The 14,036-nt window shown below is 67.0% G+C and carries 13 protein-coding genes and 1 pseudogene; 3 read left to right on the top strand and 11 right to left on the bottom strand.

Annotated features, from left to right (window positions below; translation table 11 throughout):
- Window positions 1–4: 4 nt before the first annotated feature.
- The 5 genes from J7E80_RS20340 to J7E80_RS20320 all read right to left on the bottom strand — a co-directional run bounded on the left by J7E80_RS20340 (window position 5) and on the right by J7E80_RS20320 (window position 4,827).
- Window positions 5–781: a hypothetical protein gene (locus tag J7E80_RS20340; RefSeq protein WP_215054034.1), complete on the bottom strand. Its 777-nt coding sequence runs from the start codon at window positions 779–781 to the stop codon at window positions 5–7.
- A 287-nt stretch (window positions 782–1,068) separates the two neighbouring features.
- On the bottom strand, window positions 1,069–1,314 hold the full coding sequence (locus tag J7E80_RS20335; protein ID WP_215054033.1) for a hypothetical protein: 246 nt from the start codon (window positions 1,312–1,314) through the stop codon (window positions 1,069–1,071).
- Window positions 1,315–1,420: 106 nt separating this feature from the next.
- Entirely contained in the window at window positions 1,421–1,858 is a 438-nt protein-coding gene (locus tag J7E80_RS20330) for a hypothetical protein (protein WP_215054032.1), read from the bottom strand.
- The gene (locus J7E80_RS20325) at window positions 1,798–2,301 is read right to left on the bottom strand and encodes a P22 phage major capsid protein family protein (protein ID WP_215054031.1); all 504 of its coding nucleotides are present in this window, start codon (window positions 2,299–2,301) and stop codon (window positions 1,798–1,800) included. The genes J7E80_RS20330 and J7E80_RS20325 overlap by 61 nt, the downstream gene beginning before the upstream one ends.
- Before the next feature lie 972 nt (window positions 2,302–3,273).
- Window positions 3,274–4,827: a recombinase family protein gene (locus tag J7E80_RS20320; protein WP_215054030.1), complete on the bottom strand. Its 1,554-nt coding sequence runs from the start codon at window positions 4,825–4,827 to the stop codon at window positions 3,274–3,276.
- A 12-nt stretch (window positions 4,828–4,839) separates the two neighbouring features.
- On the opposite strand from J7E80_RS20320, the pseudogene J7E80_RS20315 reads away from it, so the two are divergent.
- The 3 genes and pseudogenes from J7E80_RS20315 to J7E80_RS20305 form a co-directional block, all read left to right on the top strand.
- Window positions 4,840–5,319: pseudogene (locus J7E80_RS20315) on the top strand (DNA-processing protein DprA); the annotation flags it as partial.
- A 154-nt stretch (window positions 5,320–5,473) separates the two neighbouring features.
- A complete protein-coding gene (locus J7E80_RS20310; RefSeq protein ID WP_215054029.1) occupies window positions 5,474–6,400 on the top strand; it encodes a tyrosine recombinase XerC in 927 nt (308 codons plus the stop codon).
- A 294-nt stretch (window positions 6,401–6,694) separates the two neighbouring features.
- On the top strand, window positions 6,695–7,198 hold the full coding sequence (locus J7E80_RS20305) for a DUF3145 domain-containing protein (protein WP_215054028.1): 504 nt from the start codon (window positions 6,695–6,697) through the stop codon (window positions 7,196–7,198).
- 70 nt (window positions 7,199–7,268) lie between these two features.
- Here J7E80_RS20305 and J7E80_RS20300 read toward each other — a convergent pair whose 3' ends face one another.
- The 6 genes from J7E80_RS20300 to J7E80_RS20275 all read right to left on the bottom strand — a co-directional run.
- Entirely contained in the window at window positions 7,269–8,504 is a 1,236-nt protein-coding gene (locus tag J7E80_RS20300) for a beta-ketoacyl synthase (RefSeq protein WP_215054027.1), read from the bottom strand.
- A gap of 182 nt (window positions 8,505–8,686) precedes the next feature.
- Complete coding sequence (locus J7E80_RS20295) at window positions 8,687–8,932, bottom strand: acyl carrier protein (RefSeq protein ID WP_214840220.1); 246 nt, start codon at window positions 8,930–8,932, stop codon at window positions 8,687–8,689.
- A gap of 80 nt (window positions 8,933–9,012) precedes the next feature.
- Entirely contained in the window at window positions 9,013–10,101 is a 1,089-nt protein-coding gene (locus tag J7E80_RS20290; protein ID WP_215054026.1) for a beta-ketoacyl-ACP synthase III, read from the bottom strand.
- The gene (locus tag J7E80_RS20285; protein WP_215054025.1) at window positions 10,098–11,027 is read right to left on the bottom strand and encodes an ACP S-malonyltransferase; all 930 of its coding nucleotides are present in this window, start codon (window positions 11,025–11,027) and stop codon (window positions 10,098–10,100) included. The genes J7E80_RS20290 and J7E80_RS20285 overlap by 4 nt, the downstream gene beginning before the upstream one ends.
- A gap of 88 nt (window positions 11,028–11,115) precedes the next feature.
- Complete coding sequence (locus J7E80_RS20280; RefSeq protein WP_215054024.1) at window positions 11,116–12,360, bottom strand: CdaR family transcriptional regulator; 1,245 nt, start codon at window positions 12,358–12,360, stop codon at window positions 11,116–11,118.
- A gap of 204 nt (window positions 12,361–12,564) precedes the next feature.
- Window positions 12,565–14,036, bottom strand: a 1,472-nt coding sequence (locus J7E80_RS20275; RefSeq protein WP_396020819.1) for a transketolase-like TK C-terminal-containing protein, incomplete at its 5' end; no start/stop codon positions are given.

Below are 14,036 nucleotides of genomic sequence, written 5' to 3'. Positions count from 1 at the left end.
GAGGTTATGCGACGACGAGGTAACGCTGGCGGGCGCCGCCGTTGACGACGCTGAAGTCGCGGGCGAGGAGCTCGTAGAAGCGGCTCCGGCCGATGCGGCGGGCGCCGTGGTCGGCGGCGCGGAGCTTCTCGCTCGCCTGGATTGTGTGGTCCCAGGAGGTCCACACGTCGCCGAGAAGGTGGCGGCCAGCGGGGAGGCCGGGGGCCCACTTGCTAAGGAGGTCGGCGGTCGCGGCCAGGTCCTCCTCGCGGGTTGCCTGGCGCTTCGCGGACGTCGCCTTCTGGACGGTCACGGCTTCCGGCGCCAGGGACGGGCGGGAGGCGCGAGCCTCGCGGGCGGCGGCACGCTGGGCGTCCTCGGCGGCGTCGAGCTCGTCGTCGGTCATGGCCGTAAGGCGGTCGCGTGCGTCGCGGGCGACGGCGCGCCGGTAGCCGGTGGGGGCCTTGTCCTGGCCCTTCAAGGCCTTGCGGAGCGCGGTAGCGCGCTTGGCGCCGTCGCCGTCGGCGGGAGCGCCGGAGAGGAGCTCGACCAGGAGCTCGTCGACGAGGTCGGCGACGACGGCCTGGAGGTCGGCCCAGCGTACCCGGACGGGGGCGCCGTCGGGCGTCAGTTGGTAGACGCGCTGGGCGCCGGTGGCGAACGACTCACGGTAGCCACGGTCCACGAGGATCGCGGCGGCGACGTTCGCGACGACCTTGGAGCCGATCACGTCCGCGCCAGCGAGGGTATCGGCCCGTTTGGGTGAGAGGAGATCGGCGGTTTGTGCGTGGGAGAGGGTCATGGGGGGCTTTCGTGGGGGCGGTCCGCGTTTGCGGAGCATGCCGAAGGAACGTCGGACGGGTGCCGGGCGCTGGAGGGTGTGACGGGGAGGGTGAATAGTTGTGCAAGCGGTGGTGTTTCTTCACTCGTACCCTTAGTCCGCATAGAAAAGAGATCTCTCGTACAAGCAAAGGATTCGAGAGGTAAACCACCACCGCTTGCACAACTCTTCACCCTGGGAAGTGGCGGAGCTCCTTTTCGGCGTCCTGGCAATGGGCTGGGACGCCTGGGCACCGCCCTCTCCGGCGTTTACACGTCGGCGAAGAGTGTCTCGGCTTCGCGGGCGATCGCCGCCAGGGCGACCGGGTCGGCGCCAGCACTGAGGGCGGCGGTCTGACGTCGGAGGAGATCCGCGGCGGCCGCGTTGTGGGCGCTGACGACGGCCTGGCGGGCGCGGAAGGCCGACTGGCGGCACGCCTGGGAGCACTGGACGGCGTCGACGCGGCTTGCCTCGAACGTGGAGCCACAGATCTGACAGTTGAAAACGTGGGCCATGAGGGTCCTTCTTGTTTAGTAACGGGTGGATGGAAAAAGAGAAGCCGCCCGCCGCCAGGGCCCAGCGGCCTTCCGGTTAGGGAAGGCCGCCAGGTCAGCGAGGGGACTAGGCCGGGATGGTCGAAGTCAGTACGCGGACGGCGCCGCCGTTAGCGACCAGGTTCACAACTCCGGCCTCGTTGTCCACTGCCAACGGAAGGGACTGCACGCCGACGAACGCCGACACGAGCGACCGGTCGGCCGCGACGGTGCGGTCGAAGGAGCGGACGTAGCGGAGGGCGAAGCCGCCTTCGTTGACCGAAGCGCCGAACGGCGCACCGGCCGGAACCTGGGGAGCTCGCACGACCAGGGCGAAGGCTTCCTTGACGAAGCCGACGATCTCGTCAGCGGCGAGGCGGGTCGACTCGACGACCAGGAAGCCGCGCACCTTGCCGTTCTCGTCGATCGCGTCAGAGTCCAGGAGGTCGCCGTAGACGGCGGAGCCTACAGCGGCGAAGAGCGGGGCGTCAGTGGAGACACCCGCGTCACGAAGGACTTTGCGCATCTGGGTGAAGGTCTTCGCCGGAGTCGCGCGTAGGCGAGCGCGGTGTTTTCCGGCGTTGCCTGCATGGCAGTGGCGACGGCGCGCTCGACAAACTTGACAATGGCCGTAGCCTGCGGCCTCAAAACCTGGCGGGCGTAGTCGGCGATCTCCAGGTCGAGGTCGCCCTCGGAGAGCACGACGTTGTTGTAGGCGTGGTCCGTCAGGGTTACGTCGATGCTCTGCTCGGCGATCTCATCGCTAGTCAGCGGCGTGGCCGTATCGTAAATACCGCGAGTATTTGCCACGACGGCGCCCGGTACGCGGACCTTCACGACGTTGCCCTTACCAGCGGAGAAGCTGGCTTCGAGGTCGCGGTGGATCAGTGCGGACAAGTTCATGTCCTGGCCGACGATCGCCGAAGCGGTGCGGGCGACGTTGTCGGCGGTGAGGAATGTGTTAGCCAATTTGGGGGTCTCCTTCTGAGACTTTTAGGGGGGGTGAAGGGACCGCATCTAGCGGAGACGCCGACGCCGAGGCACTGCCTGGGCGGGATTGTCTGGGGGCGTGCCATATGAGCACTAGGGGTTGCCTGGGCGAGACCTGCTCGCGGGCGGCGGTCCGGTCGGCGTCCTGGGCGAGCACCTGGCTCGCGTCGACGACGTCGGAAGAATGTTGGGACGGGGTTAGAAGGAAGGCACCAGACGGGCGCTCAACGATCAGCACAATGGCAAGAAAGCACGATCGGAGCGGCGCGCCTGGCGCCTTCGCTCTGAAGGTAAACCCCGAGAAAGACCTTCAGAGCGGCCCGTCGGGCCCAGGAGGCGGCGACGGACGGGAGGGGGCTCCGGCCTCTGGCGCGCTCAGGTACGGAGCGGAGTGGGTACGGCGGCCAGGGGGCGGAGCGAGAGGGGAAGGAGTCCGAGGTTCCTTCCAATGGAGGAGAGGGCCAGGACGTGGAACGTGACTCTTCTTCTCACTGTAGGAGAGGGCCGGAGGTACAACAGATCCGACCCTTCCCTCACTGTAGGAGAGGGCCAGGGTTACGCCTAACGTCACTTCTCCTCACAAGGGAGGAGAGGGCCAGGTCGGGGGACGCCTAACGCCACTTCTCCTCACACTGTAGGAGAGGGCCAGGGTCGTTAACGTGACCTTTCCTCACACTGGAGGAGAGGGCCGCGACTACCCCCAATCGGGCCGCCCGGTGGCGGAGTGACGTTCGGGGACGGATTTCTCCTTACTTTTACGAGAAATAAACTTCTCTTGACAACTAACAAGAATCGAGGGTCGGGCCGTCACTTCACCACTTCCGGCGCCTGGGGAATGCGTGTAAACGGGCCTGGCACCAGGCGCCAGCGGCGTCTCCGGCGTTTACACGGCGCCGGACACGACAAAGCCCCGTCGACGCCGAAGCGAAGACGGGGCTTAGTGGTTGGCGGTTACTCGGCCGCGTAGGCGTCGCGGACTATTGCTTCGGCGTCCATGAAGGCGGCGGAGGAGGAGTCGAGGGTCATGGGCGCTCCGCCAGCCCAGCGCGGGTGAAGGGCGTCCGCGCTGACGCGGTCCGCGTCTTCGTCGTAGTAGCGGGCGTCCGCGTCGGCGTCCGGGTTCAGGTGGGCGGCCAGTTTGTGCTCGATCCACACGCGGCCGATATCGCGCCCAGGCCGAACCTCGATGTAAAAGAGTGCGCGGACGATCTCGCGTTGCTTGTCGAGGTCCAGGTCGTCGAAGCGGGCCAGGACGGTCTCCTTCATCTCGGCGTACTCGTGCATCTCGAAGGACGGCTTCACGATGAGGCCCTGGGCGATCTCCAGCAACGCCGAGGCGGCGCCCTTCTCGGAGCGAGCGCGCTCCAGTTCGGCCTCGATAGCCTCGCGGGCGCCCCGTAGTTCGATCAGGCGCGCGCGGGCCATATTCACCGGGACAAGGCCCTCGTCGCGGTCCTGGATCGTGGCGGCGACGCTCGCCGTGTTCTTCTCGTGCGCCTTGATCAGGGCGGAGATACTTGAGCCATTCGGCGATGCCGGAAAGAGGGCCGGGCCACCGGAGATAAACGCCTTCGCGATCTCGTCGCGGACGCGGTTCTCTAGGCGATTCTTCGTGATCGACGTGTGTCCGGCAGAGACGCGGCAGAGGTAGGTCCGCATGTAGAAGATGGGGGCGCCGCAGACGCCGCAGTTCGTCAGGCCGGAGAGCAAGTGCTTGGGCTTGGGGCCGGGTGTCGTGCGCCGGGACGGATCGTTGAGGATCGCGGCGACTTCCTGGGCGAGGTCGGCGTCGACGATCGGTGTTACGAAGTCGGAGTCGATGACCGCGCCAAGGTGCTTTATCTTTCCGGAGTAGTGTGGATTGAGCAGGAGATCGCGGACGCGGCGCGAAACCCAGATCTTGCCGGGCGCGGGGTCGACGTTTTCTTCCTTCAGCCAGGTCACGGCGGAACGAACAGAGCCGCCCTCGGCGACGTGGGCGAAGAGGCGCCGGACAATGACGGCTTCCGCTTCGCGGGGAGTGACGCCGTCGGTTTCGTAGCCGTAGCGGCGGCGTCCAGGAACGGGTCGGCCGTTGGCGGTGCGGCTCTCGTTGGCTCGGCGCTGGCGCTCGCTCTTGCGGCGGATCTCGAAGCGGGCGATCCCGGCGAGCATAGTCGCGCGGAACTCGCCGTCGGCGGTCGTGAGGTCGATCTCGCCGTCGACCGTGAGCACGCGGGCGCCGGTGTCCGTGATCTCAATCAGGTCGCGGGTGGAGCGGAGGAGACGGTCCAGGTCGACGGCGACAACGACGTCGGCGACGCCGGATCGGAGGTCGTCCAGCATGGCGTGCCAGGCGGTGCCGGGGCCTCGACGCTTGGCGGCGCTCGTGTCGTTGTCGGTGTATTCCTTACCGACGGTCCAACCTCGGGCTTCGATCAGGGAGCGGCAACGCTTGCGCTGGTTGGCAATGCCCTCGCTAACGTCTTCGGATTGTCTGGAGTAAATCGCCGCTGAGGTTGTCATACATGTATTCTACGTTTCTGCCAGCGCAACAGACTTATCGCAGCATTGGCCTCGGTAACCGTGGTCGTCGAGGCCAGATGGCGTTCGGGCGCGCTCAACACGGCCCACCACGCCGAATCGCTGGGCAGGGCCGTGGGCGCTGTGCCCGGGTCCGTGCACAGCGCCAACTCTGCGGGCTGCCACCGGCTGCTGCGGGACGGTGGCGCCATCTGTGTCACGGACGCCGGGGAGATCGCTGAACTGGCCGCCCCCAGCGGCGACTCCCTGCCGGAGGCGAGGACTGGCGGGAACGCCGTCCATGACGGCCTGACGCTGGAGGACCTGATCCTTCTCGATGCCCTGCCGCTGCGGTCCACCAGTTCAGTGGAGAAACTGTGCAGCGTGGCAGGCCTGGGACCGGAGTCGGTGAGGGCGGGACTCGGGAGGCTTGGCCTGCTGGGACTTGCCGAGTGCCAAAGCGGCGGCTGGAGGCGATCCAAACATGCGGGCTGAAGGGCACACGGCTCCGCCAGCAACCAGCCGGCAGCGCGACCCGGGTGCGCCGGCGGGCAACGGTCAGAGACCCGCGGTGGGACGCAGGCGGCATCCCGCGCGGCTCGCCGGGCGGGATCCTTGATCGTCCACTAAATACTGCGACAGTGAGGGGGTGGAGAACAAGGAACTGCCGCCGGCGCTCGCCCACTCCATCAGCGGCTTTGAGCGGTACCTGACGGGAGAGCGGGCCCGTTCAGCGCACACCGTGCGGGCATACCTCTCGGACGTCCGAAGTCTGCTGGAAAACGCGGCCGAAGAGGGCATCCGCGAGCTCGGAGAAATTGAGCTTGGAACCCTCAGGCGCTGGCTTGGCGCCCAGAGCGAAGCCGGGATTTCCCGCTCCACTCTGGCCCGCCGGTCCGCCACAGCACGGACCTTCACCGCCTGGGCGCTCCGGGAGGATCTCGTTGACGCTGATCCTGCGCTGCGGCTGAAGGCTCCGAAGAAGGAGGACTCCCTGCCGGGGGTGCTCCAGCAGCAGCAGCTCGTCCGGCTGCTCACCGAACTGAACGAGGCAGCACAGGACGGATCCCCGATGGCGCTTCGGAACCGCGCCATGGTTGAGCTGCTCTATGCCACCGGCGTCCGCGTCGGCGAACTCGCAGGGCTGGACGTCGATGACCTCGATCCGGACCGCAGGACCCTGCGGGTGCTCGGCAAGGGCAACAAGGAACGCACCGTGCCGTACGGTCTCCCGGCAGCGCTCGCCGTCGACGACTGGCTGCGCCGCGGGCGGGGCCAGCTGGTAGGTGCTGCCAGCGGGCCTGCACTGTTCCTGGGGGCGCGCGGTGCCCGCGTCGACCAGCGCCAGGTGCGGAGCGTGGTCAAGGGCCTCTTCGAGGCCTTGGGGGACACCGCCGCCACCGGTCCCCATGCGCTGCGCCACTCCGCTGCCACTCATCTTCTCGATGGCGGGGCCGATCTCCGGGCGGTACAGGAAATCCTGGGCCACAACAGCCTGGCTACCACGCAGATCTACACCCATGTCTCCGTCGACCGTCTCCGCAAAAGCTACCGGCAGGCCCACCCCCGGGCGTAGGTTCGCACTTCACGCCTGTCCGGGCGTCAACGCCCTCCCCGCAGCACACCCGACGCTACGCCCGGCGGCGCGCCGAATTGCACTGGCGTAATTAGACGGGGTACGGCACAATAAGAGCCATGTCCGGCAACTTTCAAGTCGTGCTTTAAGCCCTTGGCTTCTGGCTCGCTTGCAAGCCCGGCAACAGTTTCATAGATTGGCAGGAATCACCGGCACCACGCGGCGTCCGGAGCACCAGGTTTCCATCCATTGCAGGTCGTTGGGGAAGACGTACCTACAGCTATGGAGGATGGAATGTCTGTTGTAATGACCCGCGGTGTGCTGTTTATTCACTCGGCCCCTACTGCACTGTGCCCTCACGTTGAGTGGGCCATCGGATCTGTCGTGGACAAGCGGACAGATCTTGAGTGGACCCCTCAGCCTGCCGCGCCAGGAATGTTCCGCTCGGAGCTGTCCTGGACCGGCGTGCAGGGCACAGGTGCGCAACTGGCGTCTGCTCTTCGGGGCTGGGCGCACCTGCGCTTCGAGGTGACGGAGGAACCGAGCCAGGGCGTGGACGGCGGCCGCTGGTCCCACACGCCCGAGCTGGGAATCTTCCATGCCGTGACGGATGTCCACGGCAACATCATGGTGTCCGAGGACCGCATCCGTTACGCCTACGAGTCGGGTGCGGGCGACCCGTCGGCGGTCTATCACGAGCTGTCCCTTGCTCTCGGCGAGGCCTGGGACGAGGAACTGGAACCCTTCCGCCACGCCGCCGAGGGCGCACCCGTCCGCTGGCTGCATCAGGTCGGCTGACCCGCCACTCCCCATAGCACGAAGAAGCCCCCGCCAACCGGCGGGGGCTTCTTCGCTAATCATTGGACAGTCAGATGCTGCGGACGGCGATGACGGCGTTGTGGCCGCCAAAGCCGAACGAGTTGCTCAGCGCCACGATGTCCCCGGCGGGAAGTTCGCGGGAGGAGGTGACGACGTCGAGCGGGATCTCCGGATCCTGGTTCTCCAGGTTGATCGTGAGGGGCGCCTTGCGCTCGTACACGGCCAGTACCGTGAGAACGGCTTCAACTGCGCCGGAGGCGCCCAGCAGGTGGCCCATCTGTGACTTGGTCGCGGATACCGCCACATTGTCCACGTGCGTGCCCAGGGCGGCACGCAGCGCGGTGTACTCGGGCTTGTCGCCGACGGGAGTGGAGGTGGCGTGGGCGTTGACGTGGACAACGTCCTCAGCCTGGATCCGGCCGTCGAACATGGCCGCCTTGAGGGCACGCGTGGCTCCGAGGCCTTCGGGGTCCGGGGCCGTGATGTGGTAGGAGTCGGACGTCACCGACGTGCCGGCCAGTTCGCCGTAGATCCGTGCTCCGCGGGCCAGGGCGTGCTCCTCGGCTTCAAGCACGAGGGCGCCGGCTCCTTCACCCATGACAAAGCCGTCGCGGCCCATGTCGTACGGGCGGGAGGCGCCCTCGGGGTCATCGTTGCGGCGCGAGAGTGCCTGCATCGAAGAGAACGCGGCCAGGGGCATGGGGTGGATGGCGGCCTCGGCGCCGCCGCACATCACCACGTCGGCCTTCCCCGAGCGGATCAGGTCCAGGCCCAGGTGCAGGGCCTCGGTGCCGGAGGCGCAGGCGGAAACGGGGGTGTGCGCACCGGCGCGGGCGCCCAGGTCAAGGCTCACCGCGGCGGCCACACCGTTGGGCATAAGCATGGGAACGGTCATCGGGAGGACCCGGCGGGGGCCCTTCTCCTTCAGCGTGTCCCACGCGTCGAGCAGGGTCCACACGCCGCCGATGCCGGTCGCGAAGGCCACGGCCAGGCGGTCGTGATCGACGTCGGTGATGCCGGAATCAGCCCACGCCTCGCGGGCAGCGATAACGCCGAACTGCGTTGAGGGGTCCATGCGCTTGGCCTCGACGCGGCTCAGAACCTCAAGGGCGGGCGTGGAGCACCGGGCGGCGAAGTGGACGGGCAGTTCGTACTTGGCTACCCAGTCGTCTTCGAGCGTCTTGGCGCCCGAGACCCCCTTCAGCGCGTTCGTCCACATAGTGGGTACATCGCCGCCGATGGGCGTGGTGGCACCCAGACCGGTAATGACTACTTTGCGTGTCATGGGATCACTCTCTGTCGGTGCGCGTGCCGAGTCCTGTGCTGCAGGGCCGGAGGCCTGAGTCGGGGGCGTGCGGAGGGGTCTGCGAGAAAATTTGGGGGTGGTGCATCGGCTGGCCGGCCCGAAACTTGTTTTTTTTGCGGGCCGGCCAGCCGAGTTCAGCCGGGATGCGGCTGGAAGCCTGCTTAGGCCTGTGCGTTGGAGATGAAGCTGACAGCGTCACCAACGGTCTTGAGGTTCTTGACCTCTTCGTCCGGGATGCGCACGCCGAACTTCTCTTCAGCATTGACCACGATGGTCATCATGGAGATGGAGTCGATGTCCAGGTCCTCGGTGAAGGACTTGTCCAGCTCCACTGCTTCGGTGGCCAGACCGGTCTCTTCGTTGACGATTTCAGCCAGTCCGGCCAGGATCTCTTCGTTGCTAGCCATTGATGGCTCCTTTTCTTGTTATTGCCGGCAGGGGCTGCCGGAAACGGGGCAAACCGCGGTTGCGGTTTGATGGGGGATTCCTAGGGAAGGACGACGACCTGGGCACCGAAGACCAAGCCGGCTCCGAAGCCGATCTGCAGCGCGAGACCGCCGCTGAGTTCGGGGTGTTCCTGCAGCAGCCGGTGCGTGGCCAGCGGGATGGACGCGGCTGAGGTGTTGCCGGCGTCGGCGATGTCCCGGGCGACCGTCACGGTTTCGGGCAGCTGGAGCTTCTTCACCATCTCGTCGATGATGCGCATGTTGGCCTGATGCGGCACAAACGCGACGAGGTCCTCGGCTTTGACACCGGCGGCGTCCAGGGCCTGCTGCGCCACCTTTGCCATTTCCCAGACGGCCCAGCGGAACACCGTCTGGCCGTCTTGGCGCAGGGTGGGCCAGATGGCGGCGTCCGTGACGGCCGCTTCCTCAGAGCTGAGGGCGCTGGCCTGCCGTGCCCCGGAATGTGCGTGCAATGCGGACTGCGTGGCGGAGTACTCCCGCACATCAAGCAGTGAGTGCGTCATGCCGATCGCGTCCCACTTGCTGCCGTCCGAACCCCAGACGGACGGGCCGATTCCCGGCGTCTCGGACGGGCCGATCACCACGGCGCCGGCGCCGTCACCCAGCAGGAAGGAGATGGTGCGCTCGGTGTTGTCGATGACGTCGGAGAGCTTCTCGGCACCCACCACCAGGACGTACTTGGCAGCGCCGGAGCGGACCAGCGAGTCGCCCTGGGCGATGCCGTAGCAGTAGCCGGCGCAGGCTGCGGAGATGTCGAAGGCCGGGGCCGGGGTTGCTCCCAGCCGGTCAGCGAGGCTCGCGGCCGCTGACGGGGTGGCGTAGGGGTGCGTCACGGTGGAAACGATGACAGCGCCGAGCTCGGAGGCTTCGATGCCGGCCTTGGCCAGGGCCTCGCGGGCCGCGCCTTCCGCCATGTCGATCACGCTGACGTCGGCGGAGGCCCGGTGGCGCGTGACAATGCCAGTGCGCTGGCGGATCCATTCGTCCGAGGAGTCGATCCACTGGCAGACGTCCTCGTTGGTCACGATCACATCGGGGCGGTAGGCGCCGATACCAAGGATGCGCGTGTGCTCGTTGACAGGTGCCTGCTTCAGTGTGGGAACGCTCATGCCTGTCCCTCCAGTTCTGCGAATAGTGCAAGGGCTGCGGACAGGTCATCAGGGGTTTTCACGGCCACGGTCTTGACGCCGGGCATGCCGCGCTTCGCGAGCCCGGCCAGCGTGCCGGCGGGTGCCAGTTCAATGAGGCCGGTGACGCCGCGCTGCACGAGGGATTCCATGCAGAGGTCCCAGCGGACCGGGCGGGAGACCTGGGCAATCAGGCTGTCGACGGCGGCGGCGCCTTCCGCGACTTCCTGGCCGTCGAAGTTGGACAGCAGCGGCACTGAGGGTGCCTGCGGCTGGAGCTCCGGACGAAGCGCCTCGAGGGCGCTCACCGCCGGTGCCATGTGCGATGTGTGGAACGCGCCGGCCACCTTGAGCGGAATGACGCGGGCCTTGGCCGGGGGGTTCTCCGCGAGGGCCTTGAGCTGTTCAAAGGTTCCGGCGGCGACAGTCTGCCCGGCGCCGTTCACGTTGGCAGGCGTGGCGCCAGTCGCCTCGATAGCGGCCAGGACCTCGGCCGGGTCCCCGCCCACCACGGCGCTCATGCCCGTGGGGGTGACGGCGGCGGCCGCCGCCATGCTGTTGGCGCGTTCACGGACAAAGGTCATGGCTTCTTTTTCGGTGAGCACGCCGGCCAGGGCCGAGGCCGTGATCTCACCCACCGAGTGTCCGGCGAGAATGACCGGGAGGGTGCTGAGCTCGACGTCGAACAGGGCCTTGGCGGCCATGAGTCCGGCGGCGACAATCAGGGGCTGCGCGACCGCAGTGTCCTTGATGGTTTCCTCATTGGAGGTTGTCCCGTGCGCAGTGAGGTCGATGCCTGCGATTTCGCTGAGGGAGGCCAGATGGCCTGCTACGGAAGGCAGCTCCAGCCAAGGGGCCAAGAAACCGGGGGTCTGTGAGCCCTGTCCAGGGCAGACGATTGCAAGCACGTAACCAGCTTTCCAAAGTACCGTGTGATTCAAGGGTGTTTCCGTACACCAAGCTCACGGGGTCAGTTTGTAGGAAGTCTACAACGGTTCAGTTCTGATTCCGCGCCGGCTGGCGCTCCACGGGGGCCTTTGGCGGGGCTGAAAGCCGCCCCACGACGAGGGCAGCCTGAAGCACGAAGGCCTCGCGGGGGAGCAGCGGATCCCAGCCCGTCACGTCACAAACCCGCTTGAGCCGGTAACGGACCGTGTTGGCGTGGACAAAGAGTTCGCGGGCGGTTGCCTCCAGCGAATGCCCTAGTTCCAGGTAGGTGCCCAGGGTTTCCACGAGCCCGTTCGATGCGGCCAGGAGGGGACGGTAGATGTTCTTCACGAGCGACCGGCGGGCGGCATCGTCCCCGGAGATGACGCGCTCAGGAAGCAGGTCGTCGGCGGCCACCGGGCGCGGCGCGGACGGCCACGCCCGCGCGGCCGTGAGCCCGGCGAACGCCGATTGGGCCGATCCGCTCGCTTCGAGCAGGGAACTCGCCTCCGCGCCGTACACCACCGGCCCGGGCGCGAACATCTCACTCAGCTTCAGATAGGCCGTTTCGCGGTCATGGACGCCGCCAAGGATCAGGATGAGGCGGTCGCCTTGGATCCCCACCAGGGCGTCCTCCGCGTACCGGCCGGCCATGCGGCGCAGTTCGCTCACATAGCTGGCGCTGGGTTCCGACGGCGAGTTCCCCACCATCACGGTGAACCGTTCCTGGGCCTTCCAGCCGAGGGCGGCGATTCGGGACCGCAGTGCGTCCGTGTTTTCACCGCGCAGGATGGCGTCCACGATCAGGGCCTCCAGCCGGGTGTCCCAGGAACCCCGGGATTCGGCCGCCCGCGCATAGACGTCCGCGGCGGCAAAAGCCACCTCGCGGGAGTATCGCAGGACGGCCTCGCGCAATGACGGCTGGTCGGCCTCGGGTGCTATGACCGGAACCTGATCTTCGACCACTTCCACCACGATCCGGATCAGCTGGAGCGCCTTCTGGAGGCTGATGGAGCGCGTGAGTTCCGTGGGCGCGGTGCCGAAAACGTCTGTGAGGATCCAGGAGGGGGAGCTAGGCCTCTCGTACCAGGTGACGAACGCCGCGATGCCGTTTTGGGCCACGAGCCCCAGTGCGGAGCGTTCATCGGAGCTGAGCCGGCTGTACCACGGCAACGATTTTTCGAGCTGGCGCATGGTGGTGGTGGACAGCTGACCAACACTGGCCCTGAGCTTCTTCAGGGTCTCCGTCTTTTCCGGCGTCATGCTGTGCGACGCCGGTTTACGCTTTGCGGGGGCGGGGGTTGGCTGGGGCATGCATTGAGCATACGGTGCCTGACCTGCAAGCTCCATTTTGTGCGAAGGCTACAACTGCAGTTGCTGTGCGTCACAGCACTGCAAAAGGACCCGGACGACGACGGCGACCCCCACCTTTTGGTGGGGGTCGCCGTCGTTTGTCTGCAGAACGGGAAGTCTCCGCTGGTTGGGCCTATCCGCTTTCGATGGACTCAACCAGCGCTGTCAGGACTCGCCGCCCGCGTTGCCGGTGGTGCCGGCGTTGACGTTGTGCAGGCGGTACTTCTCGATCGCCTGCGCAGGCGCCTGGGAGTCAACCTCGCCGCGGCGGGCCAGCATCTCCAGCGAACGGACCACGATCGAGTGGGTGTCGTTCTTGAAGAAGCGGCGGGCGGCGGCGCGGGTGTCGGAGAAGCCGAAGCCGTCGGCACCGAGCGAGGCGAACTCGTTCGGCAGGAACTGGCGGATCTGGTCCGGAACGGCCTTCATGTAGTCCGAGACCGCCACCACCGGGCCGGTCGCGCCCGCCAGCTGCTGGGTCACGAACGGCACCCGTGCGGGCTGTCCGGGGTTCAGGAACGCCTCTTCCTCGGCTGCCATGCCGTCGCGGCGCAGTTCGTTCCAGGAGGTCACGGACCAGACATCCGCGGAGACGCCCCAGTCCTCGGCAAGGATCCGCTGGGCCTCGATCGCCCAGGGGACGGACACGCCGGAGGCAAGGATCTGCGTGCGCGGGCCGTCGATCCTGGCCGGTGCCAGCAGGTAGATGCCCTTGATGACGCCTTCAACATCCAGCTCTTCCGGCTCGGCCGGCTGAGTGATGGGCTCGTTGTAGACCGTGATGTAGTACATCAGGTTCCGGTCCGTGGAGTCCGGGCCGTACATGCGCTCGATGCCGTCGCGGACGATGTGGCCCATCTCGTACCCGTAGGCGGGGTCGTAGGTGACTACCGCGGGGTTGGTGGAGGCGAGCAGCGGGGAGTGGCCGTCGGCGTGCTGCAGGCCTTCGCCGGTGAGGGTGGTCCGGCCGGCGGTGGCGCCGATGATGAAGCCGCGGGTCATCTGGTCTGCGGCGGCCCAGAAGGCGTCGCCGGTGCGCTGGAAGCCGAACATGGAGTAGAACACGTAGACCGGGACCAGCGGCACGCCGTGGGTGGCGTAGGCGGTGCCGGCGGCGGTGAAGGCTGCCACGGCGCCGGCTTCGTTGATGCCGGGGTGGATCAGCTGGCCCTGTGCGGATTCCTTGTAGGCCAGCACGAGGTCGCGGTCCACGGACAGGTAGTTCTGGCCCTTGGGGTTGTAGATCTTGGCCGTGGGGAAGAACGCGTCCATGCCGAAGGTGCGCGCCTCATCCGGGATGATCGGCGCGATGTGCTTGCCGAAGTTCTTGTCCCGCATCAGGTCCTTGAGCAGCCGGACGAACGCCATGGTGGTGGCGGCCTGCTGCTTGCCGGAGCCGCGCTTGGCGACCTCGTAAGTCTTCGCGTCCGGCAGCGAGATGTCGGAGTGCTTGGAGCGCCGCTCCGGGACGGCGCCGCCCAAGGCGGCACGGCGTTCCATCATGTACTTGATTTCCGGCGCATCCGTGCCCGGGTGGAAGTACGGCGGCTGGTACGGGTCCTTTTCGAGCTGCTCGTCCGTGACAGGGATCCGCAGGTGGTCGCGGAACTTCTTCAGGTCGTCCAGGGTGAGTTTCT

Origin of the sequence: Arthrobacter sp. ISL-28, from assembly GCF_018613875.1 — a bacterium.
Classification (GTDB): Bacteria; Actinomycetota; Actinomycetes; order Actinomycetales; family Micrococcaceae; genus Arthrobacter.
Note: the sequence above shows the minus strand (reverse complement) of the source record. Positions and strands in the feature narration are given on the sequence as shown.